The sequence below is a fragment of the Burkholderia lata genome (assembly GCF_902499335.1).
Classification (GTDB): domain Bacteria; phylum Pseudomonadota; class Gammaproteobacteria; order Burkholderiales; family Burkholderiaceae; genus Burkholderia; species Burkholderia lata_B.
The window spans coordinates 80,470-106,855 of the sequence record NZ_CABVQK010000020.1; the positions used below are offsets into that span (position 1 = coordinate 80,470).

Below are 26,386 nucleotides of genomic sequence, written 5' to 3' on the forward strand. Positions count from 1 at the left end.
GAGCGGGGCGCGGCTTACAGCGGCCCCATCACCTTGCCCTGAAAACCGTAGACGGCGCGATCGCCCGCGAGGGCGACCAGTTCGACGGTGCGCGTCTGGCCGGGCTCGAAGCGCACCGCGGTGCCGGCCGCGATGTTCAGGCGAAAGCCGCGCGCGGCCGCGCGATCGAACGACAGTGCGTCGTTGACTTCGAAGAAGTGGTAGTGCGAGCCGACCTGCACCGGGCGGTCGCCGGTGTTCGCGACGACGAGCGTCAGCGTCGCGCGGCCCGCGTTCAGTTCGTGTTCGCCGTCGTCGGTGAGGATTTCGCCGGGGATCATGCGGGGCCTCACGGAATCGGGTGATGGACGGTCACGAGCTTCGTGCCGTCGGGGAAGGTCGCCTCGACCTGGATGTCGGGAATCATCTCCGGCACGCCGTCCATCACGTCGTCGCGCGTGAGCAGCGTCGTGCCGTAATGCATCACCTCGGCGACCGTCTTTCCGTCGCGCGCGGCTTCCATCAGCGCGGCGGTGATGAAGGCGACCGCCTCCGGATAGTTGAGCTTCAGGCCGCGTGCGCGACGGCGCTCGGCCAGCAGCGCCGCCGTGAAGATCAGCAGCTTGTCCTTCTCGCGGGGAGTCAGTTTCATGAAGGCAAACGTTCAGGAAAACGTAATTTTTATCGGTGCGTGCGCAATGGCGCGAACGCGCGGTTCATCGTAGCACCGCGCTGTTTTGCGTGCGCCGTGTATCGGTTATGTAAGGAGCAAGGCGCGTGCCATGTGCATGGAACGCAGTGAGATGCGCGCTCGTGGTGCGCGATGCATGGGCAACGTGCAGCGCCCGCCGCGACGCTGCGCCGAAACGGTGCGTGGCGCGACCGCGCTCAGGTTTGCCAGAGGCGCAGCGGCCGTGCGTCGACGCCGTGCACGATCGGCCGCAGATGCAGCCAGCAGTCGGTGAAGTGGCGCTGCAGCGCTTCCATCGATGTCGACAGTGCGCGAACGAGCACGACGCCCGGTGTCATGCAGGTCACGCCCGCGCGCAGCGTGGTGTCGAACGGCATCCGTGCGGCAAGCGATTCGGCGAGCGTGGCGTCGCACGCGGCGCCGGCGGCCCACAGCGTGCCGTACGCGGGAAAACCGGCGAGGCCCTGCAGCGCGCCGCGCAGCGGGTCGTGCGGATCGAGCAGCGCGCGTTCGGTCCACAGCGGCTGGCCGTCGGCATCGACAAGCGCGGAGGTCGACGCGATGCGGCCTGCCGACCAGGTTTCGCCGGCCGCCTGCCGGCCGAGCTGCGACGCGTCCCAGCCGATCGCACTGGCGCCCGCGCCGAGCTTGACCGTGAAGTCGAGCGACGCGTGCGCCGCGTCGAAGAACAGGTTGTTCTGCGGCAGCCAGTCGAGTTTCGCGTGCTCGCCGACCGTGATGCCGATGCGCTGCGTCGCGTCCAGCCCGTTCGACTTGTACCACTTGGTCGCGCCGGGTGTCGTCAGCACCGCGTGCGTGCCGTCGCCGAGCGCGATGTCGATGTCGAGCCGGTCGCCGCCCGCGACGCCGCCCGGCGGGTGGACGATCACCGCGTGGCAGATCGCATCGCCTTCCGGGTACAGCGGACGCTGCACGCGCAGCGGGCCGTCGTGCAGCCGGTGAGCGAGCGTCGTGCGCGCGCCGTGCCGCTCGAAGCCGAGTTCGAGGCGGCCGTGCCACGACTTGGCGACGGCGGGGCGGGACAGCGGGGCATGGGAATCGGGGGCGGACATCGGCGGGAAGCAGGGGACGGGCGCGGGGAACGAGGATGCTACCGCAACAATATACGCTTCGGTGCCCGCGTTGCGGGACGCGGCAACGCGGCTCTCGCGCCGTGCCGCACATCGCCGGCGTGAGCTCGACGTGTGCTGTTCGACGAGACGCCGGATTGATGGCCGGAAGCGACGCCGCTTCGCGCCACCTTGCCGGCTACACCGCGATCAGCTCGCGCACGCCGTTCGCTTCCATGTCCTGCGCGTCGCCGCCCGCGACGATCTCGCCGCGGCTCATCACCCAGTAGCGGTCGGCGATCGATTGGGCGAAGTCGTAATACTGTTCGACGAGCAGCACGGTCATCTTCGATTCGTCGACGAGCTGGCGCAGCGTGCGGCCGATGTCCTGGATGATCGACGGCTGGATGCCTTCGGTAGGCTCGTCGAGGATCAGCAACTGCGGCTCGCTCATCAGCGCGCGGCCGATCGCGAGCTGCTGCTGCTGGCCGCCCGACAGGTCGCCGCCGCGCCGCGCGCGCATGTCCTTCAGCACCGGGAACAGGTCGTAGATGCGGTCGGGCACCCTGGACGGTGCTTTCCGGCTCGCTGCACCGACGAGCAGGTTCTCCTCGACGGTCAGGCGCGGAAAGATGTCGCGGCCCTGCGGCACGTACGCGAGCCCGGCCGCGACGCGCGCATACGGCGGCATCGCGCCGAGCGCCGTGCCGCGCCACGACACGCTGCCGCTTTTCGCGGCGACGACGCCCATCAGGCAGCGCAGCAACGTGCTCTTGCCGACACCGTTGCGGCCGAGCAGCACGGTGAGCTTGCCGTCGTCGGCGGCGAGGCTCACGTTGCGCAGGATATGGCTGCCGCCGTAGTACTGGTTCAGTGCATCGATCTTCAGCATCGCATCATCGTCCAAGGTAAGACTCGATCACCGCGTCGTCGCGCTTGACCTGGTCGAGCGTGCCCTGCGCGAGTACCGCGCCCTCGGCCATCACCGTCACGCGGCCCGTGTCGCCCGCGAGCGCCGCGACGAATTCCATGTCGTGCTCGACGACCATCATCGAGCAGGTGCCGCGCAGTGTGTTCAGCAGCTCGGCGAGTTCCATCGTCTCGTGGTCGGTCATCCCGGCTGCCGGCTCGTCGAGCAGCAGCAGCGCGGGGCGCTGCATCAGCAGCATGCCGATCTCGAGCCGCTGCTTCTGCCCGTGCGACAGCTCGCCGGCCGCGCGGAACGCCTGGCTTTCGAGGCCGATCAGCGCGAGCGTCTCCTCGATCTTCGCTTGAGCGGGGCGGTCGAGCCGCGCGCGCAGCGACGCGAGCCAGCCCTTGTCGGTCTGCATCGCGAGCTCGAGGTTCTCCCACACCGGATGCTGTTCGAACACGGTCGGTTTCTGGAACTTGCGGCCGATGCCCGCGCGCGCGATCTCGGGCTCGTTCATCCGCGCGAGGTCGAGCGTCTGGCCGAGAAACACCTTGCCCGCGTCGGGACGCGTCTTGCCGGTGATCACGTCCATCATCGTCGTCTTACCCGCGCCGTTCGGGCCGATCACGCAGCGCAGCTCGCCCGCGTCGATCGCGAGCGACAGCTTCTTCAGCGCGCGGAAGCCGTCGAAGCTCACCTCGATATCCTCGAGGTAGAGGATCGTGCCGTGCGACGTGTCGATGCCGGGCGGCACCACGCGCCCCATCGATGCGGTACCGCTGACGGCCAGCAGTTCGTCCTCGGGCGGCGGCGTGAATTGGTAGAGGGCCGTTCCGTTCATGCGCGTTTCCCCTTCGCGAGCACGGTTTCGACGAGGCCCATGATCCCGCGCGGCAGCAGCAGCGGCACGAGCACGAAGATCAGGCCGAGGAAGAACAGCCAGTATTCGGCGAAGTACGCGGTAAACAGGCTCTTCGCGCCGTTCACCGCGAACGCGCCGACGATCGGCCCGATCAGCGTGCCGCGCCCGCCCACCGCGACCCAGATCGCCATCTCGATCGAGTTGCCGGGCGACATCTCGCCGGGGTTGATGATGCCGACCTGCGGCACGTACAGCGCGCCTGCGATGCCGCACAGCACGGCCGACACGGTCCACACGAACAGCTTGTACGCGAGCGGGCTGTAGCCGAGGAACATCAGACGCGTCTCGCCGTCGCGCACCGCGGTGACGACGCGCCCGAGCTTGCTCGTGACGATCGCGCGCGCGGCGATGAACGCGAGCACCAGCGTCGCGAACGTCAGCAGCAACAGCACCGTGCGCGTGCCGGGCGACGTGATCGCGAAGCCCGCGATGCGCTTGAAATCGGTGAAGCCGTTGTTGCCGCCGAAGCCGGTCTCGTTGCGATAGAACAGCAGCATCGCGGCGAATGTCATGGCCTGCGTGATGATCGACAGGTACACGCCCTTCACGCGCGAGCGGAACGTGAAGAAGCCGAACACCCACGCGAGTACGGCCGGCACGAGCACGACGAGCGCGAGCGCCCACGCGAGATGCTGGGTGCCGCTCCAGTACCACGGCAACTGGTGCCAGTCGAGGAACACCATGAAGTCGGGCAGGTCGCTGCTGTACTTGCCGTCACGGCCGATCTCGCGCATCAGGTACATGCCGATCGCGTAGCCGCCGAGCGCGAAGAACAGCCCGTGGCCGAGGCTCAGGATCCCGCAGTAGCCCCACACGAGATCGAGCGCGAGCGCGGCGATCGCATAGCACATCAGCTTGCCGGTGAGCGTCATCGCGTACGCGGACAGATGGAACGCGCTCGACTCGGGCGCGACGAGCGCGGCGAGCGGCACGCCGATGCCGATCGCGACGCACAGCGCGATCAGCGCGAGCCACGCACGCCGCGACAGCAACGCGGGGCGAGGCGGCAGGCCGAGCGCGAAGCCGTCTGCCGCGCGGGCGGCAGCGGCCGGCTTCGGCGAATCGGCGACGGGATTGGACAACGAATTGGTGAATGAAGTCACGTCAAGCCTCCGCACTGCGGCCCTTCGGGGCGAACATGCCCTGCGGACGTTTCTGGATGAACAGCACGATCATCACGAGCACCGCGATCTTCGCGAGCACGGCGCCCCAGAACGGCTCGATCGCCTTGCTCGCGAGGCCGAGCCCGAAGCCGCCGAGCACGGTGCCGGCGATCTGCCCGACCCCGCCGAGCACGACCGCCATGAACGAATCGATGATGTAGTTCTGGCCGAGGTCGGGGCCCACGTTGCCGATCTGCGACAGCGCGCAGCCGCCGAGGCCCGCGATGCCCGCGCCGAACGCGAACGCATACGCGTCGACGCGCGCGGTCTTCACGCCGACACACGCGGCCATCCGGCGGTTCTGCGTGACGGCGCGCACGAACAGGCCGAGCCGCGTCTTCGTCAGCACGGCCCACGCGATGAAGACCACCGCGAGCGCAAAGGCGAGGATCGCGAGCCGGTTGTACGGCAGGATCAGGTTCTGCATCACGGTCACGCCGCCGCTCATCCACGACGGGTTCACGACCTGCACGTTCTGCGCTCCGAACAGCATCCGCGTTGCCTGGATCAGGATCAGGCTCACGCCGAAGGTCGCGAGCAGCGTCTCGAGCGGGCGGCCGTACAGGTGCCGCAGCACGAGCCGTTCGAGCACGATGCCGATGAGCGCGGCCGTCACGAACGACACCGGCACGGCGACGAGCGGATACCAGTCGAACGCGCCGGGCGCATAGCGCTGGATCAGCGTCTGCACGACATAGGTTGCGTACGCGCCGATCATCAGGAATTCGCCGTGCGCCATGTTGATCACGCCGATCAGCCCGTACGTGATCGCGAGGCCGAGCGCGGCGAGCAGCAGCACGCTGCCCAGCGACAGGCCGGCGAACAGCGTGCCGGCAATCTCGCCGCGGCGCTGCAGCGAATGCAGTGCGTCGAGACCTTGCTGCGCGGCGTCGCGCACGCGCGCATCGGGCTCCGTATAGCTGCCGTCGGCGTTCTTCGCGACGAGCGGGCGCAACTGCTCGATCATGTCGAGGTCCTCGCGCGCGGCCACCACCTGCACGGCTTCGAGGCGCTTCGCCGGATCGGCATCGTGCAGCGCGGCGATCGCCCACAGTGCGTCGAGTCGGCGCTTCAGCGCGGGATCGGTTTCCTTTGCACGCGCGCGGTCGATCATCGGCTTGAGTGCCGGGTCGGGCGATTTCAGCAGCGCGTCGATCGCGTCGCGGCGCGCGGCGACGTCGGGCGACGCGAGCGCGAGCCCCGACAGCGCGCCCGTGATCTTCGTGCGCAGCAGGTTGTTCAGCATCACGGGCTGCGCGTCGCCGGCCGGCGTCGCGGCCTGCGTGAGCGCGTCGTGCGCGGTGTCGCCGGTCTGGATCAGCAGGCGGCCGTCACCGGTCGCGAGCGCGTCGCCGGTCGACAGCGCGTTGAGCACCGCGACGGCGCGCGGATCGGAATCGGCTGCGAGCCGTTCGACCGCGGCCGTCTTCGCGTCGAAGTCGTCGCCGGCGAGCGCGGCGGTATCGGTAGCCGTCAGCGCGAACGCGGCGCGCGGCAGCCCGCCCGCGAGGGCGGCGCACGCGACGATCGCGACGGCGGCTCGGCGAAAGCGTGTAGGCATCGGGAAATCCTGTCGGGCGTGGGGAAGCGGATGCAGGTGGCAATGCGCGCTCGCGTGCCGTTCATCACGGCAAGCGCGGCCTCCGCATCGATATCGGCACCGGCGTGCGAGCGGCACGTCGCGCGTGAAGCGCGACGTGCCGCCCTGCATCAGGCGAGCGCCGCGCGCTGCCGGCGCAGGAAGGCCGGGATCGACGTGACGATGTCCGGCTTGCCCTGGTTGCCCGCGATGAACGGGCTCCACGGTTGCGCGCGCACCGCGGTCTTGGTCTTCCACACGACGTTGAACTGCCCGTCGCCGCGGATCTCGCCGATCATCACCGGCTTGTGCAGGTGATGGTTACCGTCCATCGCGAGCGTGAAGCCCGACGGTGCGGCGACGGTCTGGCCGATCATCGCGACGCGTACCTTGTCGACGTCGGTGCTCTTCGCCTTCTCGACGGCCTGCTTCCACATGTGGATGCCGACGTAGGTCGCTTCCATCGGGTCGTTGGTCACGCGCTTCGCGCCGCCCGGCAGGTTGTTCGCCTTTACCCACGCGGCGAACTGGTCCTTGAACTTCGTGTTGGTCGGGTTCTTCACCGACATGAAGTAATTCCACGCGGCGAGGTGGCCGACGAGCGGCTTCGTGTCGATCCCGCGCAGCTCTTCCTCGCCGACCGAGAACGCGACGACCGGCACGTCGGTCGCCTTGATCCCCTGGTTGCCGAGCTCCTTGTAGAACGGCACGTTCGAGTCGCCGTTGATCGTCGAGATCACGGTCGTCTTGCCGCCTTGCGAGAAGTTCTTGATGTTCGCGACGATGGTCTGGTAGTCGCTATGGCCGAACGGCGTGTAGACCTCCTGAATGTCGGCGTCCTTCACGCCCTTCGATTTCAGGAACGCGCGCAGGATCTTGTTGGTCGTGCGCGGATACACGTAGTCGGTGCCGAGCAGGAAGAAGCGCTTCGCACCGCCGCCTTCCGCGCTCATCAGGTACTCGACGGCCGGGATCGCCTGCTGGTTCGGTGCGGCGCCCGTATAGAACACGTTGCGCGACATTTCCTCGCCTTCGTACTGCACCGGGTAGTAGAGCAGCCCGTTCAGTTCCTCGAACACCGGCAGGACGGATTTGCGCGACACCGACGTCCAGCAGCCGAACACGCACGCGACCTTGTCCTGCGTGAGCAACTGGCGCGCCTTCTCGGCGAACAGCGGCCAGTTCGACGCGGGATCGACCACGACAGGCTCGAGCTTGCGGCCCATCACGCCGCCGCTCTTGTTGATGTCGGCGATCGTCATCAGCGCGGTGTCCTTCAGCGACGTCTCCGAGATCGCCATCGTGCCCGACAGCGAGTGCAGGATGCCGACCTTGATCGGGCCGGTGCCCGCATCGGCCGCGTGTACGAACGGGCTCTTGCCCGCGAGCGCGAGTGCGCCGGCCATCGAACCGAACTTCAACAGACTGCGACGTTTCATCGGGTTCCCCTTGACGTGTTGGATATGCGTGCGCCCTGAAGGCGTCGGCCAACGGGTAACGCAAGGCATGTGCCAAGTCGTGCGGATGCACGTCCGGCGTGCCTGCGCGGGGCAGTGCGCGGCGTCGGGACGGTGCGCATGACACGTCGTGCAGCATGCGCGGTCCGTCGCGGTGCAGGGTCACGGGCGCAAATGGTGCACGTTCGGGGTTCCCCGTTCCGGTGCCTGCACCTGCACGCGGTGCGGGAACCGTCGTGCACCATGACTTCGCGCCACGCGGGCACGGCACGGCACGGCGCGGTGCCGCTGTCGGTCATCGAGACGACGCTGAAGTGATTAACCGGAGCGGAAAAGAGAAACGGGCACGCGATGCGTGCCCGTTCGGGGGATCGGTGCGACCGGCGGCAGTGTGCCGATCGGCGAGGCGGCGCGCGATGCGCCGCCGGAAAGGTCAGTAACGCGGCACGGACGGATCGACGTCGCGCGACCACGCGTCGATCCCGCCTTGCAGGTTGTACAGCTTCGTGAAGCCGCGCGATTCGAGGAACATCGCGACCTGCGCGCTGCGCATCCCGTGATGGCACACGCAGACGATTTCCGCTTCGTCGTCGAGCTCTTCGCTGCGGGCGGGAATCTGCTGCATCGGGATCGACACGCTACCGGCGATGTGCGCGGTCGCGATTTCCCACGGTTCGCGCACGTCGAGCACGACCGGGGCGGGGCGCGCCTTGTCGCCAAGCCATTCCGCGAGCATCGCGGCCGTCAGGATCTGCATGGGGGCTCCGCCGTTCAGAACTTGAAGCGCGACGGCTCGATCGCGTTGACGAGGTGGTCGATGTACGTTTCGAACACGTCGGCGACGCGGTACTGCTTGTCGTCGATGCGCGTGATGATCTGCGCCTTCATCACCGGACGGCCACCGACGAATGCCGCGAGGCGGCCGCCGACCTTCAGCTGTTCGAGCATTTCCTGCGGCACGACGGGCAGGCCGCCCGCGACGCAGATCACGTCATACGGTGCCTTGCCGGCCCAGCCGCGCGAACCGTCGCCGAGGACGACTTCCGCGTTGGTCACGCCGTCGTTGCGCAGGTTGTCTTCCGCGAACTTCGCGTTGGTCGGATCGATCTCGACGGCCGTCACGTGTTGTGCGCGGTGCGCGAACAGCGCAGCCAGGTAGCCCGAGCCGGCGCCGATGATGAGCACGTTCTCGTGCTTCTTGACCGTCAGCTCCTGCAGCACGCGCGCTTCGACGCGCGGGAACAGCATCTTGCTGTTGCCGCTCGGCAGCGGCAGTTCGAGGTCGACGAACGCGAGATCGCGGTATTCGGCCGGAACGTAGTTTTCACGCTTGACGATCGACAGCAGGCCCAGGACGTCGAGATCCAGCACGTCCCACGGCCGGATCTGTTGTTCGATCATGTTGAAACGCGCGTTTTCGATATTCATGGTGTGGTCACGCAGCCTGGTCGGCCATCAGCGGGGATAGAGAAACTTCGTGATTGTACCAAACGGGGCGGCCGCGAAGCCTTCAGGCGGCCTGCAACAGACCTTTACCCCTTGCTCTTCTTGATCTGCGCCTCGAACGCGAGGTCGAGCTTGCTCGCCTTGCGCGGCTTTTTGGGGCCGAATTCGTCGACGAACTTGACGAACTCGTCGAGCGGCAGCGGCTCGCAGCGCTTTTCGGCGGTGCCGCCGGAGCGGTCGACGAGATAGAACAGGCCGCCCGCCATCGCGACGGCCGCGAATTGCGGGTTGCCGGAGCGGGTCTTCAGGCGTTCGACCGCGTGGGTCGCTTTGGTGGTGCGCATCGTGCGGATTCTGGCGGGGCGTAAGCCCCATACTGTATCAAACCGGCCGCCCGCGCGTGACCGGCCGGGGCCCGCCGGGCTCAGACCGTGCGCGAGTAGCGCTGCTGCGGCGTCTGACCGAGATACGCGTCGAACGCCATCGCGATGTTGCGCACGACCATCCGGCCGGCCGGATGGATCGTCAGGCGGTCGGTTGCGATCGACAGCAGCCCGTCACGCTCGAACGGGCGCAGCGCGTCGAGTTCGCGCGCGAAATGATCGGCGAAGCGGATGCCGTGGGCGGCCTCGACATGCGAGAACGGCAGTTCGAGGTTGCACATCAGTTGCGTGATCACGTCGCGGCGCAGCCGGTCGTCGGGCGTGAGCCGCACGCCACGCGCGATCGGCAGCCGGCCCGCGTCGAGCGCGGCGCCGTAGGCGGGCAGGTCTTTCGCGTTCTGCGCGTAGACGTCGCCGACCTTGCCGATCGACGACACGCCGAATCCGACGAGGTCGGTGTCCGCGCGCGTGCTGTAGCCCTGGAAGTTGCGCTGTAGCGTGCCGTTCTTCTGCGCGCGCACGAGTTCGTCGGACGGCCGCGCGAAGTGGTCCATCCCGATGTACACGTAGCCGGCCGACGTCAGCATGTCGATCGCGAGGCCGAGCAGCGCGATGCGCGTTTCCGGCGGCGGCAGCGTCGCGTCGTCGATCTGACGCTGCATCTTGAACAGGTGCGGCATGTGCGCATAGCCGAACACCGACAGCCGGTCGGGCGCGAGTTCGATGATCGTTTCCAGCGTGCGCGCGAAGACGGAGACGGTCTGGTGCGGCAGCCCGTAGATCAGGTCGACACTCACCGAATGAAAACCCGTCGTGCGCGCGGCGGAGAGCAGGTCGGCCGTCATCGCGAGCGGCTGGATGCGGTTGATCGCCTGCTGCACGACCGGATCGAAATCCTGCACGCCGAGGCTCAGCCGGTTGAAGCCGATGGTGCGCAGGTGGACGAGCGTCGCGGGCGTGACCGTGCGCGGATCGATCTCGATCGAGAACTCGGCGTCGGCGTCCGGCGCGAGCGCGAAGTGCTCGCGCGTGGCCGCCATCAGCTCGGCCGTTTCGTCGTTGGACAGGAAGGTGGGCGTGCCGCCGCCCCAGTGCAGCTGCGTGACCGGGCGCGCCGGATCGAACAGCGCGGCCTGCAGCGCCATCTCGCGCTTGAGCTGGTCGAGATACGGACGCGCGCGGCGGCGGTTGTTGGTCGCGATCTTGTTGCAGCCGCAGTAGAAGCACGCGGTGTTGCAGAACGGGATGTGGAAGTACAGCGACAGCTCGCTCGACGACGCGCCGGGGTCGCTCGCCGCACGCACATAGTCGGCCGGGTCGAAATCGTCGCGGAACTGCAGCGCGGTGGGGTACGACGTATAGCGCGGCCCGTTCGCGCCGTATTTCGCGAGCAAATCGGGACGGAACAATGAGTCGGCAGAACCGGAACGCATGATGGTCTCGCGCTTTTTAGATGCTTTCGAGTATATAAACGCGCGATTCGGCTGCATTGCGTAATAACGTCGCAGCCGGGGATGGCACAATGCGGGGTGGGGCTGCCGGCACCGCGTCCGGTTGCCGCACCGTTTTTTGTTGTTCGTTCGAGAGAGCCGAGTGTCCGTCGAATTGCCTGTCCGCCCGGCGTCAGCCGTCCCGCCGCCGCATGCGTGCCGCGAGGGCTGCGGCGCGTGCTGCATCGCGCCGTCGATTTCCAGCCCGATTCCGGGCATGCCCGACGGCAAGCCGGCCGGCATGCGCTGCGTGCAGCTCGGCGACGACCTGCGCTGCCGGATCTTCGGCCGCCCCGAGCGGCCCGCGTGCTGCTCCGGGTTGCAGCCGGCCGCGGACATGTGCGGCGCGTCGCGCGACGATGCGCTCGCATGGCTCACGCGTCTCGAGGCCGCGACGCGGCCGTCGTAACCAGGAGAGTGTTCAGCATGACCGCACCTTGCGCGCCCGGCCGGCGCCGTTTTCTTGCCGCAACCGTCGGCGCCATCGGCGTGACGCTCTCGCTCGCCGCGTGCGCGTCGACGTTCCCGTTCATCCCCGATCACTACACGTTCTCGCGCGGTGACGTGCAGAAAGCTGTTGCGCGCAAGTTCCCGTACCAGAAGACGGTCGCGCAGGTCGTCGACGTGTCGCTCGCGAACCCGGCCGTCAACCTGCTGCCCGACCAGAACCGCGTGGCCGTGCAGCTCGACGCGCATTTCGTGAGCCCGTTCCTGCGTGCGCCGGTCAGCGGCAAGTTCACCGTGTCGGGCCAGCTCGCGTACGACGCGCCGAGCCGCTCGGTCGTGCTGAAGTCGCCGGCCGTCGACAGCCTCGCGCTCGACGGCGACGCGCAGATGTACGCGCAACAGGTCGGCGCGGCCGCCGGCCTGCTCGCGACGCAGTTGCTGACCAACTATCCGATCTACACGTTCAAGCCCGAACAACTGCAATTTGCCGGGGTGAACTACGAACCCGGTACAATTACGATTCTTACAAACGGCATACGTGTGGCGATCGTCGAAAAGTGACGACGAACCGCGCTCGGCCGGAGGGGGGCCGCGCGCGGAAGAGTGGCCCATTCATTCGACCATTTCGGAGTTGGGCCACGGATGGACTGGATCCTGATCTGCAAGGCTTTGATCCTCGGCGTCGTCGAGGGGCTGACGGAATTCCTGCCGGTGTCGAGCACCGGTCACCTGATCGTCGCGGGCAGCTTCCTGAATTTCAACGATTCGCACGCGAAGACTTTCGACGTCGTGATCCAGTTCGGTGCGATCCTCGCGGTCTGCTGGGAATACCGGCAACGGATCGCATCGATCGTGTCCGGGCTGCCTAGCCGGCCCGATGCGCGGCGCTTCACGCTGAACGTCGTGATCGCGACGATTCCCGCGATCGCGCTCGGCCTGCTGCTCGAGAAGAAGATCAAAGCGGTGCTGTTCTCGCCGGTCCCCGTCGCGTTTGCGCTCGTCGTGGGCGGCGCGATCATCCTGTGGGCCGAGGCGCGGCAGCGCGAGCGCAGCGAGCCGCCGCGCGTGGTGTCGGTCGATGCGCTGACACCGCTCGATGCGCTGAAGGTCGGCATCGCGCAGTGTTTTGCGCTGATTCCCGGCATGTCGCGCTCGGGTTCGACGATCATCGGCGGAATGCTGTTCGGCCTCGACCGGCGTGTTGCCACCGAATTCTCGTTCTTCCTCGCGATCCCGATCATCTTCGGCGCGACGCTCTATGAAACCGTCAAGGACTGGCACGCGTTCACCGTCGATTCGCTCGGCCTGTTCGCGCTTGGCCTCGTCGCGGCGTTCGTCAGCGCGTTCGTGTGCGTGCGCTGGCTGCTGCGCTATGTCGCGACGCACGATTTCACGGTGTTTGCGTGGTACCGGATCGCGTTCGGGCTGTTCGTTTTGCTGGTCGGGTATAGCGGTTGGCTGAACTGGGCGTGACGCGAACAAGAAGGCTGCCCCGCCTCGCATGAAAAAAGCCCGATCGGCAGAGGCCGGTCGGGCTTTTTCTTGTCCGGAGCGGGGCGGCGTATGCCGCCGCGAGAGGGATCAGCCTGCGCGCTTGCGGAACACCAGGTCCCACACGCCGTGGCCGAGCCGCAGCCCGCGCCGTTCGAACTTCGTCACCGGGCGGTAGTCGGGGCGCGGTGCGTAGTCGGCGGCCGTGTTTTCGAGCGTCGGCTCCGCGCCGAGCACATCGAGCATCTGTTCCGCGTAGTTCTGCCAGTCGGTCGCGCAGTGAATGTACGCGCCCGGCTTCAGGCGCGACGCGAGATGCGCGACGAGCGGCGGCTGGATCAGCCGGCGCTTGTGGTGGCGCGCCTTGTGCCACGGGTCGGGGAAGAAGATGTGCACGCCGTCGAGGCTTTCCGGCGCGAGCATGTGCTCGAGCACCTCGACCGCGTCGTGCTGGATGATGCGGATGTTCGACAGATCCTGCTCGCCGATCAGCTTCAGCAGCGCGCCGACGCCCGGCTCGTGCACCTCGACGCCGAGGAAGTCGTCGCCGGGGCGGTTCGCGGCGATTTCCGCGGTCGATGCACCCATGCCGAAGCCGATCTCGAGGATGCGCGGAGCGCTGCGGCCGAACACTGCGTTCCAGTCGGGCAGCTCCGGCGTATAGGGCACCACGAAGCGCGGGCCGAGTTCGTCCATCGCGCGGCGCTGGCCGGTCGACACGCGCCCGGCGCGCGTCACGAAGCTGCGGATGCGGCGGTGGTGCAGCGGATTGACTGCGTCAGTGCCTTCGGCGGCTTCGTCGGGAATGGCGTCGTCGTGCGGCGGCAGGCCGGCTTCGTTCGGATCGTCGTGCATCATCGGTGACAGAGAAAGGCTCGGTTGCGGGCGAGGGCCCGTTGCGCGCAGCAGTGCGCCGGGGGAACCGGCACATGGTACAAAAAAGCCGCCTTCGACGAGGCGGCTTATGCGCAGGCTGCGATGCAGCCGGAAAGTGGAGCGGGCGATGGGAATCGAACCCACGTCATCAGCTTGGGAAGCTGAGGTAATGGCCATTATACGACGCCCGCAGAACGCGCAATTCTACAGGGTTTGGCCGAGATGTGGCAAGTGGGCTGTTTTGGCCCCGCTGACTTCGAGGTCGGCACGACGCGAGGGAGGTGCGGTGGCGCCGCCGGGAATGGTCTCCAAAAAGGGTTCGGCCGGAAGTGACCCATCGGCGCAACGCTGAGCCGGACGAACCGGCGGCGCGCCCGCCCGCAAGCCGGTGTCGAAAATAGACGAGTCGGTGTCGGAAGCATGCAAGCCCCGCCGACGCTTTCGAACTAACGTGACAGGCCTCTTATACGATCGTTAGTCTGGAGCCGACATGTCCGATTTCATCACCGTTCTGCGCAAAACCTGCCCGACCCCCGTCCTTGACGCGACCAAGTGGAAGCGCATCGGCGGCGATCCGCACACCGTGAACCTGAACGCCTACCTCTCGAAGGACGGCAGCAAGATCATGGGTACCTGGATCTGTACGCCGGGCAAGTTCGAAGTGAACTACGAGAAATGGGAGTACTGCCACTTCCTCGACGGCTACTGCATCATCACGCCGGAAGGCGAGGAGGCGGTGCACCTGAAAGCCGGCGACGTGTTCGTGATCGAACCCGGCATGAAAGGGACGTGGGAAGTGGTGGAAACGGTGCGCAAGTACTTCGTGTTCGCCTGAGCGAGTCGATCGGTTCGGCCTGCGCAAAGGCACCGGTCGTGCAGACGCATTGAGCCGCCCCCTTCAGCCGATACCAACGAGCCGGGATTGCCGCCGGGATGACCCGCGAGGGATTCCGGCTCAATAGAATTCGTTCCGGTTCGGAAACAACTCGCCGAGCGTGGTCGCACGTTCGGCCGGCTCCGCCATCCCGCCGATCGCGCCGGGTGCTTGCCGTTCACGATAGGCGCTCGGCGACATACCGTACGCGCGCCGGAACTCACGCCCCAGATGCGACGCATCGGCAAATCCGCAGGCTGCCGCGATTTCGGAAATGTTCTTGTCCAGATGCATCAGCATCCATGCGGCCGTGCGAATCCGGATCGCCCGGTAGCAGGCGGCCGGCCCGCCACCGGTCGCTTCCCTGAACAGCCGTTCCAACTGTCTCGATGAAACGTCCAGCCGGCGCGCCAGCTCGTCGATCGTAATCGAGTGGCTGATGTGTTGCTCCATCAGCAGGATCGCGCGCTTCACCTTCGGATGCGCGTTGGGCGCGACGCCGGGCGGATGCGGTTGCGGCGCGCTGACCGTTTCGCGCCCGTCAACCAGCAGGATCCGGAGCGCCTTGTAGACGATCGACGGCTCGATGTGCCGCACCAGGATCGCGGCCGCGACGTCGATCGACGCGCGCCCGCCGGAGCAGGTCACGCGCCGTCCATCCAGCACGTAGAGGCGATCGGACACCACGAGCTTCGCATCGACGGACGGAAACCGCTCGATGAAGTCCCAGTAGTGAAACCAGCTGATGCAGATCCGGTGTCCGGCCATCACGCCCGCACGTGCCAGCGCGAACGCACCGGTGCAGATGCCGACCAGCATCGCGCCGGCCGAGGCGGCCGCGCGAATGAATTCCAGCGTGGCCGCGTCGGGTTCCGAGCGGACATGCAGGAGCCCGCCCACGACGACCACGTAGTCGTATTCCTGACGCGCATTCAACGACTCCCACGCCGGGACCTGGATCCCGCAGCTAGCGCGAACGGGGGAGGCCATGTCGCCGAGGATCGTCCACGACAACCTGACCGGCCGGCTGTTGTCGCCCTCGTCGGCCGCGAGCCGCAACACGTCGACCATGCCCGAGAACGCCGTCAGCGTGAAATTCGGCAACAGGACGAAGCCGAACCGGATACGTGCCGGCGTGTCGGGTTCCGGCGGGCTTGCGACAGGTGCTGCATGACTCATGATGATGCGCGGATAAGGCAACTGCTCGCGCAGATGCGAAACAACGAAGGCCGGCGCGATCCTTGGCGAATCGCACCGGCCGGCCAATGTGGGCCGCAGCCCCGGGTTGCCGTACAGACGGATGTCGTGAACGGCGCGGCCCGGACATCACCGTCCGGGCCGCGCCGGAAACATCGCTGTTGCACGGCAGGCGTCGGCGAAACGCGCGAGGCATTCGCAGTACGCGAAGCCCGACCCGATCGACTCGCCGGCAGCGGCAACCGCGCGCCTGCCAGCGCGCGTCGATTCGTCTTCAGGCCGACGATGCGCCGCGGCGTCCGAGGCTCGACTGCGCATCGCGGCTGCGCTGGTTGATGCGCGCCGCGAGCAGCACGAGCGCGGCAAGCACGCCGGTCGCCGCGACTTCCATCCGGTGGCCGTCGAGGAACAGCATCGTGACGAGCGTCCCGCAGATGAACACGATGACCGCCCACGTCAGCCACGGGAACATCCACATCCGCAGCGTCAGCGTCGAACCGCTCACGTCGAGCATGCGGCGCATCCGCAATTGCGACACCGCGATCACCAGGTACACGAGCAGTGCGATCGCACCGGACGTCGCAATCAGCACGTTGAACACCTGTTCCGGCACCACGTAGTTCGCGATCACGGTCAGGAAGCCGAACGCGGTCGACGCGAGCACGGCCGCGCGTGGCGTGCCGGTCGAATCGGTACGCTGCAGGAACGCCGGGGCATCGTTGCGCTTCGCGAGCGAGAACAGCATCCGCGATGCCGTATACAGCGCCGAATTCAGGCAGCTCGCGACCGACACGAGCACGATCACGTCGATGATCGCCTTCGCATGCGGGACGCCGAGCAGTTCCATCACGCGCTGGTACGAGCCGTGCGCCGGCAGCAGCGGGTCGTTCCACGGCACGATCGCGGTGACGAACAGGATCGAGCCGAGATAGAACAGCGAGATGCGCCAGATCACCGAATTCGTCGCGCGCACGATCTGCCGCTCCGGATGCTCGGATTCGGCCGCCGCGATCGTCACGATCTCGGTGCCGACGAACGAGAACATCGTCATCAGCATGCCGGCGAACACCGCGCCGATCCCGTTCGGCATGAACCCGCCGTGCGCGACCAGGTTCGAGAAGCCCGACGCGTGGCTGCCCGGCAGCAGGCCGAACACGGCCGCACCGCCGATCGCGATGAACACGGCGATCGCGACGACCTTGATCAACGCGAACCAGAACTCGAATTCGCCGTAGTTCTTGACGGAGAAGAGGTTGGTCACCGTCAGCAGCAGCGTGACGCCGAGCGCGAAAATCCAGGTCGCAATGCCCGGGAACCACGCGTTGAGGATGGTGGCCGCCGCCGTCGCCTCGATCGGGATCACGAGCACCCAGAACCACCAGTACAGCCAGCCGATCGTGAAGCCGGCCCAATGGCCGATCGCGCGATCGGCATAGGTGGAGAACGAGCCGCTGTCCGGATGGGCGACGGCCATTTCGCCGAGCATGCGCATCACGAGGACGACGAGCGCGCCCGTCAGCGCATAGGCGATCAACGCCGCCGGCCCCGCTGCCGCGATCGCGTGGCCGGAGCCGACGAACAGGCCCGCGCCGATCACGCCCGCGATCGACAGCATCGTGACGTGGCGTTGCTTCAGGCCTGTCGCCAGGCCCGTATGACTACCCTTCATGTCGTCCTCCAATCCCTGTATCCAGTGTCTGGCTTGTTGTTCAATGAACTGCGCGTTGCAGGCAGCCATCGCGGTGCTTCGGCATGCGTTGACCTGCCTGGCGACATGTATCTTCTCGGCACAAAACCGCGCGATCTAGAAAATATCCGACCGCAACCCATAACAAATGCGACGCGCGGTTAACCGGCAGCGACATTTTTCGCGGGTGATGCCGATCGAAGCGGCGATGCGACGGGGCCTACGCGGATTGCGGGGCGCGATCGGATATCGGCAAGCGCTGCGGATATCGGGCGTGGATGACATGGAGGTACGCGTGTAACACGTGGCGGAGCCGATGCGGTGCGGCGCGATTCGGGCGCTGCCGATCGGGGTACTTGACGGTCGCAGGTCGGCAAGACAACGCGCAAGCACCTAATATGCAGCGATCCGCCAGTCGCGCCGGCCGCCGTGCGTGCATCACCCGCGACCACCGAACGTTTTCCCGGAACCCCGACCATGCGCATCACCGCGATTCACGAACAAGCGATTCCCGTGTCCCGCTATGCCGATCCAGCGATCCTGTCCGGCGGCCTGACGACGAGCGTTGTCGCGGTCGTCACCGATGTCGTGCGCGATGGCTGCCCGGTGATGGGCTATGGCTACGCGTCGGTCGGACGTTTCGCGCAGGGTGGCCTGATTCGCGAACGGTTCGCGCCGCGCCTGCTCGCTGCTGCCGATACGCTTGCCGACGAAGCCGGCACGAACCTCGATCCGTTCCGCGCATGGCGCGCGATGATGGCCGGTGAAAAGCCGGGCGGGCACGGCGAACGATGCGTCGCGGTCGGCACGCTCGACATGGCGATCTGGGATGCCGCCGCTAAAATCGCCGGCCTGCCACTCCATCGATTTCTTGCCGACCGGCTTGAACGCACGGCCGCACCACGCGTGCGGGTGTACGCAGGCGGCGGCTACCGCTATCCGCATGACGATCTCGCGCGCCTGTCGGACGAGATGCGCCGGATCACCGATCTCGGCTACACGCACGCGAAGATCAAGATCGGCGGCGCGGATTTCGATCAGGACCGCAGGCGCATCGAAGCTGCCGCCGCGCAATTGGCGGACAGTTCGCATCTCGCGGTCGACGCGATGAACACATACGACGCGACGACCGTCGACGCCGCCGCCGCGATGCTCGCGCCGTTTGACCTCTGGTGGTTCGAGGACATCTGCGATCCGCTCGACTTGCCGCTCCAGGCGGATCTCGCCACGCGTTACGCACCGCCGATCGCGGCCGGCGAGGCGCTGTTCTCGCTTGCAGAAGCGAAGCTGCTCGACCGCTACGGCGGGTTGCGCCCCGAGCGCGACGTGCTCGTGTTCGATCCCGTGCATTGCTACGGGCTGCCGGGCTATCTGCAGATCGTCGAGCACTTCGCGTCGCGCGGCTGGCGACGCGACGCATTCTGGCCGCACGGCGGCCACCTGTTCTCGCTGCACGTCGTCGCGGCGCTCGGGCTCGGCGGTGCGGAAGTCAGTCCGTTCGCGTTCCATCCATTCAGCGGACTGGCCGATGGCGCAAGCGTCGACGCCGGATATGCACGCGTACCGCAGGCACCGGGCATCGGCTTCGAGCAACATGCCGGTGCGCACGACGTGTTTCGCACGTTATCGAGCCGCTGACGCCTGAAGCGCGTCGATCGCGAAACGCACCGCGAAGCCGAGCATCATCGCCGCGACGAAGAAATCGAGCACGCGCCACGTAAGCGTACGGGCAAACCATGCGCGGCACGCGCGTGCGCCATAGGTGAGCATCAGGAACCACGCGAGCGACGCCGTCATCGCGCCGATCGCAAACGGCGCACGTGCGGCGGGCGTGTGGCTCACGATCACGGTGCCGAGCAGCAGCACCGTGTCGATCCATGCATACGGATTGAGCAGCGAGACGGCGGCGGTCGCGAGCACCGTGCGCGAGAGTGTGGGCTCACTACCCGCGTGTGGGCCATCGACGTGCCCGGGCTGTCGTCGCCGGATCGCCGAGCGCAGCGCAAGCAGGCCGTAGCCGGCGAGATATGTGATACCGGCCCACAGCGCGGCCGACACCACGCCGGGATGGCGCGACAGCAACGACGACAACCCGTGCGCGCCGAGCGCGATCAGCAGCGCGTCGCTGCCCGCACAGACGAGGGCGATGGAAAGCAGATGGGGGCTCGAGATCGAGCGCTTGATGACGAAGGCGTCCTTGGGGCCGACGGACGTGAACAGTCCGGCGCCAAGCAGCAGGCCTTCGACGAAGGCAGAGGTGTCGAGCACGAGCGGGCCGACAACCTCTTAAGCTGAACCGGTGATGGTTACGATGAACGAAACGTTAAGGGGCGCCCGGGGGCATTGTCAATGCCCCGCCTGGCGCCCGACGCCGATCAGTGAGCGGCCGCCTCGCCGAGGTTGAGCGCGACGAGCGCGCAGACGGTCAGCGCGATGCCGGCGAGTTTCAGCGGCGACACCGATTCATCGAAGCAGACGATGCCGATCACGGCCGTGGCCGCGGTGCTGGCGGCGGCCCAGCTTGCATACGCGAGCCCCATTTCGAGCCGCTTCGTCGCGAGCGCCATCAGCCAGACAGCGCAGGCATAACAGGCGACGGTAAGCGCGGACGGGAGCGGGCGGGAAAAGCCGGCGGAGTATTTCAGTCCGACGGAGCCGAGCACTTCGGCGAGGACACTGACGCCCAGCAGAAGCCAGGCAGACTGGAGCGGGGACACGAAGGGCCTCCTTCCCCCGACGCTTATACCGAGCGGCGAGGAGAAGTGGAGGCGTCAGCGGTACCCAGGATGAACGGAGCTTAGTCCGCGCGCCGTTGCAGCACAAGGCACAACGCACGCGGTGCCCCGGTCACGCACCGTCGGCCTGGCCGGCCGCCCACTCGGGCCGCTGCCCGAGCGCGTCGAACAGCCGGACGATCTCGGCTTTCACCTTCTGCACCGCGTTGCTGACGAGCGCCGTGTCGTGCCAGCACAGCGACAGGTCGCGCGCGAACAGCCGGTGCGCGACCGTCGACAGCTTGAGCTTGCGCTCCTCGATCTCGACGTGCGCGGCCGTCCACGGCAGGATCGTCACGCCGAGCTGCGCCATCACGGCCGCGAACAGCAGCCCGGTCGAGCTCGCCTCGAAACTGATCTCGTACGACAGCCCGGCCTCGCGCATCGCCCAGTCGACGCGGTTGCGGATCGTGTTCGGCGCGCTCGGCAGCACGAGCGGCATCCGCGCGATCGCGTCGAGCGGCACGGGATCGTCCGGCACCGGGAACCCGGGCCACGTGATCAGGTACAGCGTTTCCGTCAGCAACCGGTGGATCGCGATGCCGCGCGTGTCGACCGCATCGACGACGATCGCGAGATCGAGCCGCGCGCGTTCGAGCAGCGTGTCGAGATCGGCGCTCGGCGCCTCGATCAGCTCCAGCATGATGCCCGGGAAGCGGTCGCGCACCGCGCGGGCGAGCGGAATGGCCAGCACGCGCGCGGTGCTCGACGGCATCCCGACCGTCACGCGGCCCTGCGGTGTCTCGGCATCGCGGCGCAGCAGTTCGCGCGTGCCGTCGGCCTGGCGCAGCAGATCGAGCGCGTGCTGATACAGCGTGCGGCCGGCGGCGGTGGGCGCGACGCCGCGCACGCTCCGTTCGAGCAACTGCATCCCGAGATCCTGTTCGAGATTGCGCATCTGCTGGCTGACCGCCGGCTGCGCCACATGCAGCGCCTCGCTCGCATGCGTGACGTTGCCGCATTCGACGACCTTCACGAAATAGCGCAACTGCCTCAAGTCCATCGCCGCCCCCTCCCGATTCGAGCCATAAGCCAATCCGATCGAGCAAGATGAATATCATATTTTTCTGCGATCGCTGAGGTTTCTATACTCGTCTCACAAAAGAGCCAGCCTGCCGGCCATCCCGGACCGGACGCGGCAAAAGCGCCGGCCCCGCCGGCAAGGAGACGAAGATGTTCAAGGCGATCGACGCGCCGGCGGCCGGCGCGAAGCCGCGGCGCACGCCGCTCACGCGCGAGCAGGTCAAGGGCTTCTGGGCCGTATATGCGGGCTGGGTGCTCGACGGCGTGGATTCGGTGATCTACGCGCTCGTGCTGATTCCGGCGTTGACCGAACTGCTGCCGGCGTCCGGCATCGCGGCGACGCCCGCGAATCTCGGGATGTACGGCTCGATCCTGTTTGCGCTGTTCCTGATCGGCTGGGGGCTGTCGTTCATCTGGGGGCCGCTCGCCGACCGCTTCGGCCGCGTCCGCACGCTCGCCGCGAGCATCCTGATCTACTCGGTGTTCACCGGCGCGGCCGCGTTCGTGCACGACGTGTGGGCGCTGGCCGCGTGCCGGCTGATCGCCGGGATCGGCGTCGGCGGCGAATGGGCGCTCGCGGGCACCTACGTCGCCGAAAGCTGGCCGGAAGACCGCCGCAAGATGGGCGCCGGCTACCTGCAGACGGGCTACTACTTCGGCTTCTTCATCGCGGCGTGCCTGAACTACACGATCGGCGCGACCTACGGCTGGCGCGCGATGTTCCTGTGCGGCCTCGCGCCTGCGCTGCTCGCGGTGTTCACCGTGATGCGCGTGAAAGAGCCCGGCCAGTGGCGCCGGCATGACGCACGCGACGGCGACGTGGCCGACGCGCGGCGCGCCCATCCGCTGCGCGAGATCTTCGCGCCGGCCTTCCTGCGCCGCACGCTGACGAGCGCGAGCCTCGTCGGCGTCGCGATCGTCGGGCTGTGGGCCGGCTCCGTCTACGAGGCGAGCGCGGTCAGCACGCTGGCGGCGCGCGCGGGCATCGACCACATCGGCGCGATGCGGCTCGCGTCGATCGGCGCGGCGATCCTGTCGTGCGCGACGATCGCCGGTTGTCTGGTTGCGCCGTGGCTCTCCGAACGGCTCGGCCGGCGCACGGCGCTCGGCGTGTATTTCGCGGGGATGGCCGGATCGATCGTGTTCGCGTTCGGCTGGGCGTTCTACCAGCCGAACGGGCTCGCGGCGTTCATGGTGTCGCTCGCGTTCCTCGGTTTCTTCGGCGGCAATTTCGCGATCTTCTCGCTGTGGCTGCCCGAGCAGTACCCGACGCGCGTGCGTGCGACAGCGTTCGCGTTCAACGCGTCGGTCGGCCGCTTCATCGGTGCGGGCGTGAACTTCCTGCTCGGCGCCGCGATTCACGGTTACGGATCGCTCGGCGTGCCGGTCGCATGGACCGCGGCCGTATTCGGCCTCGGCATCCTGATCCTGCCGTTCGCGGTCGAAACGCGCCACCAGACGCTGCCCGAATGAGCGGCACGCCGCGATCGTTCGGAAACACGCTACACCCAGTCATCAATATCAGGAGTCCGGAATGCAGGCATTACAAGGAATCAGGGTCGTCGATCTGAGCCGCGCGCTGTCGGGGCCGTTCTGCTCGATGGTGCTCGCCGATCTCGGCGCCGACGTGATCAAGGTCGAGTCGGGGCCGCACGGCGACATGAGCCGCGCATGGGGGCCGTTCGATCGCGGCGTGAGCACGTACTACCTGTCCTGCAATCGCAACAAGCGCGGCATCTGCGTGGATTTCCGGCAACCGGCCGGCCTCGACGTCGTGCGCCGGCTGATCGCGCAGGCCGACGTCGTGATCGAGAATTTCAAGGCGGGCACGATGGACACGATGGGGCTCGGCTATGCCGCGCTGAGTGCACGCGATCCGCGGCTCGTGATGGGCAGTGTCACCGCGTTCGGCCCGCGCGGCCCGTTGCGCGACTGGCCGGGCTTCGACCAGATCGCGCAGGGCTGTGCGGGGCTGATGAGCCTCACCGGCTTTCCCGACGGCGAGCCGACCCGCACGGGCACCGCGATCGGCGATCTCAGCTCGGGGATGTGGGTCGCGACCGGCGTGCTGGCCGCGCTGTACGAGCGCGAGCGCACGGGGCGCGGGCAGCATGTCGGCACGTCGCTGCTCGAAAGCCTTGTTTCGCTGCTGAGCGTGCACGGGCAGCGCTACCTGAGCCTCGGCGACGTGCCGCGCCGCACCGGCAATGCGCATGCGGTGATCGCGCCGTACGGCGTGTTCGAGACGGCCGACGGGCCGCTCAACCTCGCACCGATCACGACCGACATGTGGCTGCGGTTGTGCCAGTTGCTGGACCTGCCCGAGCTGCCGGACGATCCGCGCTTCGCGACCAACGACGCACGCGTCGCGCACCGCGACGAACTGAAGGCGCTGCTCGAAAGCCGCTTGCGCATGCGCGGCAAGCGCGAATGGACGCAGCGTTTCGTCGACGCCGGGCTGCCGGCCGGGCCGATCAACACGCTCGACGAAGTGTTCGACGATCCGCAGCTTGCGCATTGCGGGCTGGTCGAGCCGGTCGCGCATCCGACGCTCGGCACGCTGCGCCAGGTCGTCACGCCGCTCGGCGGGATGGGTGACGAGGTGCCGGCGCCGCGCACGCGCCATGCGCCGCCGCTGCTCGGTGAGCATACGGTCGACGTGCTGCGCGAAGCGGGCTACGGCGACGACGCGATCGACGCGCTGCTGGCCGGGCGCGCGATCTTCCAGGCGGAAGCGGTGGCGGAGGCCGTGCAATGAGCGACACGACGAAACACGACAGCGCGTCGCGCGTGACGGTCGACATGGTCGGCGAACGGATCGCACGTGTGCGGTTTGCGAATCCGGCGCGACGCCATGCGCTCGACGCGCCATTGCTCGATGCGCTCGTCGCGCGCCTCGACGCGCTGGCCGAACACCGTCCGCCACCCGTCGTGATCCTGTCGAACGACGGCAGCGGCGACGTGTGGAGCGCGGGGCACGACCTGCGCGAACTGGCAGACGATCGCGACCCGCTCGCGTATGGCAAGCCGCTCGAACGGGCGCTGCGGCGGGTGCGGACCTATCCGGGCGCGGTGATCGCGGCGGTGTCGGGTTCGGCGTGGGGCGGGGCGGTCGATCTCGTGATGAGCTGCGACCTGGTGGTCGCGGCGCGCGACGCGCGTTTCTCGATGACGCCCGCGAACATCGGCCTGCCGTATTCGACGAGCGGCCTGCTGCGCTTCTACGACAACCTGCCGATTCACGTGCTGAAGGAGATGTTCTTCTGCGCGCAGCCGCTCGATGCGGAGCGCGCCGAACATCACGGGCTCGTGAACCGGCTGGCCGACGCGGGTGGGGTCGACGATGCGGCGCTCGACGTCGCGCGCACGATCGCGGCGAAGGCGCCGCTCGCGGTACACGCGGTGAAGGAGCAGTTGCGCGTGCTGCAGGACGCACGGCCGTTGCCGGCCGACGCGTTCGAGCGGATTGCCGAGCTGCGCCGGCAGGCTTGCGAAGGCGTGGATTTTGCCGAAGGGCTGCGCGCGTTCGCGGAGCGGCGCACGCCGGCGTTTCGCGGCGTCTAGGCGATGGGTTGTACGAGCCGGGCGAACAGGCGGCGAAAAGCGCGCGGACGTGCTCGCGCCGTTGCGCGGATATCGGATGCTTTGTTCGCAGCCGCCACCGCCACCGCCACCTTCGCCTTCGCGAGCGCGTCGCCGCGTTTCACATGCCGAGCGCGTGCACGCCGACGAGCAGCAGCGCGCCGATCGCGATCAGCAGCAGCGCGTGAATGCGCGTATACATCACGCACAGCGTCGACGCGGCCGCGATCGCGCGCGCGGCCCAGCCGCCGTCGAGCGCCTGCAGCAGCACCCACACCGACGCGAGGATCATGCCGGCCGCGACCGGGCGCAGGCCGGCCTCGAGCGCGATCTGCCAGCGCGCGCCCTGATGCCGCCGCCACAGATGCGCGACGCCGTAGATCAGGAACGCAGTCGGGCCGAACAGCGCGAGCGTCGCGATCACCGCGCCCCAGAAGCCGGCCACCTGCCAGCCGATCAGTGTCGCCAGCAGCGAGCCGGGGCCCGGCGCCATGCGCGCGATCGCGAAATCGTTCACGAATTGCGTGGCGGTCATCCAGTGATGCACGTCGACCACCTGCCGCTGGATGTCGGCGATGATCGCCTGTCCGCCGCCGATCGTCGCGATCGACAGCGGCGCGAACACGCCGAACAGCGCGGCGTAGCGTTGCGATGCGGTCATGGCGAGTCGTTCCCGGCCGGTGTTGCGGCCGCGCGGCGGTATTCGAGCGCGACGCTCAGCGTGCCGCCGATCAGCACGGTCCATACGAGCGGCCAGTGCAGCACCGCAACCGACACGAAGGTGAGCGCCATCACCGCGAACGGCAGCGCGCGGCGCGGCAGCCGGCGCACGGCGGTGATCGCCATCGAGATCGACAGCCCGATCGCCGCGGCCGCGGCGCCGGCGAGCGCGACATGCGTGAGCGGAAAGCGCGTGAGGGTAGAGAAGCCGATGCCGAACAGCACGATCAGCACGGCCGGCGGCGCGATGATGCCGGTGAAGCCGGCCACGGCGCCGCGCCATCCGGCGAGCCGGTAGCCGATCCAGATCGCGAGGTTCTTCACGTTGACGCCCGGCAGCGCCTGCGACAGCGCGAGGCCGTTGAGGAACGCCTCCTCGTCGAGCCAGCGCCGCTCGTACACGAAGTCGCGCATCATCCGGCCGCTGAGCCCGCCGCCGAAGCTGGTCAGGCCGATCTGCGAGAACACGATGAACAGCGCGAGCACGCCGGGCGGTGGTGCATCGCCAGCAGGCGGCGCAGGCGAGGTGGTGGCGGAGGGCGGCGGCATCGGGCGGGCGGCGCGTGGCGGTTGGACGGTCGCTCATGTTAGCAAGCGGACCCTGTCAGCCCGCTGACATGGG

Annotated in this window: 28 protein-coding genes and 1 tRNA gene; 8 read left to right on the top strand and 21 right to left on the bottom strand. The window is 67.8% G+C overall.

Annotation, left to right across the window (positions count from 1 at the left end; all coding sequences use genetic code 11):
• Nucleotides 1-14: 14 nt before the first annotated feature.
• The 12 genes from BCO18175_RS36305 to hemN form a co-directional block, all read right to left on the bottom strand.
• Nucleotides 15-320, bottom strand: a complete 306-nt coding sequence (locus tag BCO18175_RS36305; protein WP_046545089.1) for an urease subunit beta — start codon at nt 318-320, stop codon at nt 15-17.
• Nucleotides 321-328: 8 nt separating this feature from the next.
• On the bottom strand, nt 329-631 hold the full coding sequence (ureA, locus tag BCO18175_RS36310) for an urease subunit gamma (protein WP_006406310.1): 303 nt from the start codon (nt 629-631) through the stop codon (nt 329-331).
• 236 nt (nt 632-867) lie between these two features.
• Complete coding sequence (locus BCO18175_RS36315; protein ID WP_174988245.1) at nt 868-1,743, bottom strand: urease accessory protein UreD; 876 nt, start codon at nt 1,741-1,743, stop codon at nt 868-870.
• A gap of 196 nt (nt 1,744-1,939) precedes the next feature.
• Nucleotides 1,940-2,632 (bottom strand): urea ABC transporter ATP-binding subunit UrtE, encoded by a 693-nt coding sequence (gene urtE, locus BCO18175_RS36320; protein ID WP_174988247.1) that lies wholly within the window; start codon nt 2,630-2,632, stop codon nt 1,940-1,942.
• A 4-nt stretch (nt 2,633-2,636) separates the two neighbouring features.
• Nucleotides 2,637-3,494 carry an urea ABC transporter ATP-binding protein UrtD gene (gene urtD / locus BCO18175_RS36325; RefSeq protein WP_174988250.1) on the bottom strand — a complete coding sequence of 286 codons (858 nt, stop codon included), beginning with the start codon at nt 3,492-3,494 and terminating at the stop codon, nt 2,637-2,639.
• Complete coding sequence (urtC, locus tag BCO18175_RS36330) at nt 3,491-4,678, bottom strand: urea ABC transporter permease subunit UrtC (RefSeq protein WP_174988253.1); 1,188 nt, start codon at nt 4,676-4,678, stop codon at nt 3,491-3,493. Before urtC ends, urtD begins: the two co-directional genes overlap by 4 nt.
• A gap of 1 nt (nt 4,679) precedes the next feature.
• Nucleotides 4,680-6,299, bottom strand: a complete 1,620-nt coding sequence (gene urtB, locus BCO18175_RS36335) for an urea ABC transporter permease subunit UrtB (protein WP_174988255.1) — start codon at nt 6,297-6,299, stop codon at nt 4,680-4,682.
• Nucleotides 6,300-6,448: 149 nt separating this feature from the next.
• Entirely contained in the window at nt 6,449-7,756 is a 1,308-nt protein-coding gene (gene urtA, locus BCO18175_RS36340) for an urea ABC transporter substrate-binding protein (protein ID WP_046545094.1), read from the bottom strand.
• 451 nt (nt 7,757-8,207) lie between these two features.
• Nucleotides 8,208-8,531, bottom strand: a complete 324-nt coding sequence (locus BCO18175_RS36345; RefSeq protein ID WP_011351193.1) for a rhodanese-like domain-containing protein — start codon at nt 8,529-8,531, stop codon at nt 8,208-8,210.
• 14 nt (nt 8,532-8,545) lie between these two features.
• On the bottom strand, nt 8,546-9,202 hold the full coding sequence (locus tag BCO18175_RS36350) for a protein-L-isoaspartate O-methyltransferase family protein (RefSeq protein WP_174988258.1): 657 nt from the start codon (nt 9,200-9,202) through the stop codon (nt 8,546-8,548).
• 104 nt (nt 9,203-9,306) lie between these two features.
• Complete coding sequence (locus BCO18175_RS36355; protein WP_006488573.1) at nt 9,307-9,564, bottom strand: hypothetical protein; 258 nt, start codon at nt 9,562-9,564, stop codon at nt 9,307-9,309.
• Nucleotides 9,565-9,644: 80 nt separating this feature from the next.
• Nucleotides 9,645-11,036 (bottom strand): oxygen-independent coproporphyrinogen III oxidase, encoded by a 1,392-nt coding sequence (gene hemN, locus BCO18175_RS36360; RefSeq protein WP_174988261.1) that lies wholly within the window; start codon nt 11,034-11,036, stop codon nt 9,645-9,647.
• Between the two features lie 160 nt (nt 11,037-11,196).
• On the opposite strand from hemN, the gene BCO18175_RS36365 reads away from it, so the two are divergent.
• From BCO18175_RS36365 to BCO18175_RS36375, 3 genes are all read left to right on the top strand, one after another.
• Nucleotides 11,197-11,502: a YkgJ family cysteine cluster protein gene (locus BCO18175_RS36365; RefSeq protein WP_254608227.1), complete on the top strand. Its 306-nt coding sequence runs from the start codon at nt 11,197-11,199 to the stop codon at nt 11,500-11,502.
• A 17-nt stretch (nt 11,503-11,519) separates the two neighbouring features.
• Nucleotides 11,520-12,101, top strand: a complete 582-nt coding sequence (locus tag BCO18175_RS36370) for a DUF1439 domain-containing protein (protein WP_011351198.1) — start codon at nt 11,520-11,522, stop codon at nt 12,099-12,101.
• A gap of 81 nt (nt 12,102-12,182) precedes the next feature.
• Nucleotides 12,183-13,013 carry an undecaprenyl-diphosphate phosphatase gene (locus BCO18175_RS36375; protein ID WP_174988263.1) on the top strand — a complete coding sequence of 277 codons (831 nt, stop codon included), beginning with the start codon at nt 12,183-12,185 and terminating at the stop codon, nt 13,011-13,013.
• A gap of 108 nt (nt 13,014-13,121) precedes the next feature.
• Here BCO18175_RS36375 and trmB read toward each other — a convergent pair whose 3' ends face one another.
• Together trmB and BCO18175_RS36385 are read right to left on the bottom strand one after the other, a co-directional pair.
• On the bottom strand, nt 13,122-13,889 hold the full coding sequence (gene trmB, locus BCO18175_RS36380; RefSeq protein ID WP_174988266.1) for a tRNA (guanosine(46)-N7)-methyltransferase TrmB: 768 nt from the start codon (nt 13,887-13,889) through the stop codon (nt 13,122-13,124).
• A 134-nt stretch (nt 13,890-14,023) separates the two neighbouring features.
• Nucleotides 14,024-14,098, bottom strand: a tRNA-Gly gene (locus tag BCO18175_RS36385).
• 299 nt (nt 14,099-14,397) lie between these two features.
• Here BCO18175_RS36385 and BCO18175_RS36390 point away from each other — a divergent pair.
• A complete protein-coding gene (locus tag BCO18175_RS36390) occupies nt 14,398-14,742 on the top strand; it encodes a cupin domain-containing protein (RefSeq protein WP_014897840.1) in 345 nt (114 codons plus the stop codon).
• A gap of 120 nt (nt 14,743-14,862) precedes the next feature.
• Here BCO18175_RS36390 and BCO18175_RS36395 read toward each other — a convergent pair whose 3' ends face one another.
• A complete protein-coding gene (locus tag BCO18175_RS36395) occupies nt 14,863-15,960 on the bottom strand; it encodes a GlxA family transcriptional regulator (RefSeq protein WP_241020337.1) in 1,098 nt (365 codons plus the stop codon).
• A 292-nt stretch (nt 15,961-16,252) separates the two neighbouring features.
• Complete coding sequence (gene gabP, locus BCO18175_RS36400; RefSeq protein ID WP_174988269.1) at nt 16,253-17,647, bottom strand: GABA permease; 1,395 nt, start codon at nt 17,645-17,647, stop codon at nt 16,253-16,255.
• Between the two features lie 495 nt (nt 17,648-18,142).
• Between gabP and BCO18175_RS36405 the strand changes: the two genes are divergently transcribed.
• Complete coding sequence (locus tag BCO18175_RS36405; RefSeq protein ID WP_174988271.1) at nt 18,143-19,303, top strand: enolase C-terminal domain-like protein; 1,161 nt, start codon at nt 18,143-18,145, stop codon at nt 19,301-19,303.
• On the opposite strand, the gene BCO18175_RS36410 is transcribed toward BCO18175_RS36405, so the two are convergent.
• The 3 genes from BCO18175_RS36410 to BCO18175_RS36420 all read right to left on the bottom strand — a co-directional run bounded on the left by BCO18175_RS36410 (nt 19,289) and on the right by BCO18175_RS36420 (nt 21,442).
• Nucleotides 19,289-19,933 (bottom strand): LysE/ArgO family amino acid transporter, encoded by a 645-nt coding sequence (locus BCO18175_RS36410; protein WP_174988274.1) that lies wholly within the window; start codon nt 19,931-19,933, stop codon nt 19,289-19,291. The two genes, BCO18175_RS36405 and BCO18175_RS36410, sit on opposite strands and share 15 nt — an antisense overlap.
• A 107-nt stretch (nt 19,934-20,040) precedes the next feature.
• On the bottom strand, nt 20,041-20,382 hold the full coding sequence (locus BCO18175_RS36415; RefSeq protein WP_174988276.1) for a DMT family transporter: 342 nt from the start codon (nt 20,380-20,382) through the stop codon (nt 20,041-20,043).
• A gap of 130 nt (nt 20,383-20,512) precedes the next feature.
• Entirely contained in the window at nt 20,513-21,442 is a 930-nt protein-coding gene (locus tag BCO18175_RS36420; RefSeq protein WP_174968492.1) for a LysR substrate-binding domain-containing protein, read from the bottom strand.
• Between the two features lie 170 nt (nt 21,443-21,612).
• Here BCO18175_RS36420 and BCO18175_RS36425 point away from each other — a divergent pair, with 170 nt between their 5' ends.
• From BCO18175_RS36425 to scpB, 3 genes are all read left to right on the top strand, one after another.
• Nucleotides 21,613-22,935 carry an MFS transporter gene (locus tag BCO18175_RS36425; protein WP_174988279.1) on the top strand — a complete coding sequence of 441 codons (1,323 nt, stop codon included), beginning with the start codon at nt 21,613-21,615 and terminating at the stop codon, nt 22,933-22,935.
• A 61-nt stretch (nt 22,936-22,996) separates the two neighbouring features.
• A complete protein-coding gene (locus BCO18175_RS36430; protein ID WP_174988281.1) occupies nt 22,997-24,220 on the top strand; it encodes a CaiB/BaiF CoA transferase family protein in 1,224 nt (407 codons plus the stop codon).
• Entirely contained in the window at nt 24,217-25,026 is an 810-nt protein-coding gene (scpB, locus tag BCO18175_RS36435; protein WP_174988284.1) for a methylmalonyl-CoA decarboxylase, read from the top strand. Before BCO18175_RS36430 ends, scpB begins: the two co-directional genes overlap by 4 nt.
• 139 nt (nt 25,027-25,165) lie before the next feature.
• Here the strand turns inward: scpB and BCO18175_RS36440 are convergent, their stop codons facing one another.
• Nucleotides 25,166-25,705 (bottom strand): chromate transporter, encoded by a 540-nt coding sequence (locus BCO18175_RS36440; protein ID WP_174988287.1) that lies wholly within the window; start codon nt 25,703-25,705, stop codon nt 25,166-25,168.
• Nucleotides 25,702-26,313 carry a chromate transporter gene (locus BCO18175_RS36445; protein ID WP_174988290.1) on the bottom strand — a complete coding sequence of 204 codons (612 nt, stop codon included), beginning with the start codon at nt 26,311-26,313 and terminating at the stop codon, nt 25,702-25,704. Before BCO18175_RS36445 ends, BCO18175_RS36440 begins: the two co-directional genes overlap by 4 nt.
• Nucleotides 26,314-26,386: the final 73 nt, after the last annotated feature.

Excerpts from the sequence above, each read along its gene's own strand:
- ureA (WP_006406310.1), bottom strand. The coding sequence starts at position 631 with ATGAAACTGACTCCCCGCGAGAAGGACAAGCTGCTGATCTTCACGGCG.
- BCO18175_RS36425 (WP_174988279.1), top strand. The coding sequence starts at position 21,613 with ATGTTCAAGGCGATCGACGCGCCGGCGGCCGGCGCGAAGCCGCGGCGC.
- BCO18175_RS36375 (WP_174988263.1), top strand. The coding sequence starts at position 12,183 with ATGGACTGGATCCTGATCTGCAAGGCTTTGATCCTCGGCGTCGTCGAG.
- urtE (WP_174988247.1), bottom strand. The coding sequence starts at position 2,632 with ATGCTGAAGATCGATGCACTGAACCAGTACTACGGCGGCAGCCATATC.
- BCO18175_RS36370 (WP_011351198.1), top strand. The coding sequence starts at position 11,520 with ATGACCGCACCTTGCGCGCCCGGCCGGCGCCGTTTTCTTGCCGCAACC.
- BCO18175_RS36315 (WP_174988245.1), bottom strand. The coding sequence starts at position 1,743 with ATGTCCGCCCCCGATTCCCATGCCCCGCTGTCCCGCCCCGCCGTCGCC.
- BCO18175_RS36420 (WP_174968492.1), bottom strand. The coding sequence starts at position 21,442 with ATGGACTTGAGGCAGTTGCGCTATTTCGTGAAGGTCGTCGAATGCGGC.
- BCO18175_RS36350 (WP_174988258.1), bottom strand. The coding sequence starts at position 9,202 with ATGAATATCGAAAACGCGCGTTTCAACATGATCGAACAACAGATCCGG.
- urtA (WP_046545094.1), bottom strand. The coding sequence starts at position 7,756 with ATGAAACGTCGCAGTCTGTTGAAGTTCGGTTCGATGGCCGGCGCACTC.
- BCO18175_RS36445 (WP_174988290.1), bottom strand. The coding sequence starts at position 26,313 with ATGCCGCCGCCCTCCGCCACCACCTCGCCTGCGCCGCCTGCTGGCGAT.
- BCO18175_RS36430 (WP_174988281.1), top strand. The coding sequence starts at position 22,997 with ATGCAGGCATTACAAGGAATCAGGGTCGTCGATCTGAGCCGCGCGCTG.
- BCO18175_RS36395 (WP_241020337.1), bottom strand. The coding sequence starts at position 15,960 with ATGAGTCATGCAGCACCTGTCGCAAGCCCGCCGGAACCCGACACGCCG.
- BCO18175_RS36345 (WP_011351193.1), bottom strand. The coding sequence starts at position 8,531 with ATGCAGATCCTGACGGCCGCGATGCTCGCGGAATGGCTTGGCGACAAG.
- BCO18175_RS36305 (WP_046545089.1), bottom strand. The coding sequence starts at position 320 with ATGATCCCCGGCGAAATCCTCACCGACGACGGCGAACACGAACTGAAC.
- BCO18175_RS36390 (WP_014897840.1), top strand. The coding sequence starts at position 14,398 with ATGTCCGATTTCATCACCGTTCTGCGCAAAACCTGCCCGACCCCCGTC.
- trmB (WP_174988266.1), bottom strand. The coding sequence starts at position 13,889 with ATGATGCACGACGATCCGAACGAAGCCGGCCTGCCGCCGCACGACGAC.
- BCO18175_RS36405 (WP_174988271.1), top strand. The coding sequence starts at position 18,143 with ATGCGCATCACCGCGATTCACGAACAAGCGATTCCCGTGTCCCGCTAT.
- urtB (WP_174988255.1), bottom strand. The coding sequence starts at position 6,299 with ATGCCTACACGCTTTCGCCGAGCCGCCGTCGCGATCGTCGCGTGCGCC.
- urtD (WP_174988250.1), bottom strand. The coding sequence starts at position 3,494 with ATGAACGGAACGGCCCTCTACCAATTCACGCCGCCGCCCGAGGACGAA.
- hemN (WP_174988261.1), bottom strand. The coding sequence starts at position 11,036 with ATGCGTTCCGGTTCTGCCGACTCATTGTTCCGTCCCGATTTGCTCGCG.
- BCO18175_RS36355 (WP_006488573.1), bottom strand. The coding sequence starts at position 9,564 with ATGCGCACCACCAAAGCGACCCACGCGGTCGAACGCCTGAAGACCCGC.
- BCO18175_RS36440 (WP_174988287.1), bottom strand. The coding sequence starts at position 25,705 with ATGACCGCATCGCAACGCTACGCCGCGCTGTTCGGCGTGTTCGCGCCG.
- scpB (WP_174988284.1), top strand. The coding sequence starts at position 24,217 with ATGAGCGACACGACGAAACACGACAGCGCGTCGCGCGTGACGGTCGAC.
- gabP (WP_174988269.1), bottom strand. The coding sequence starts at position 17,647 with ATGAAGGGTAGTCATACGGGCCTGGCGACAGGCCTGAAGCAACGCCAC.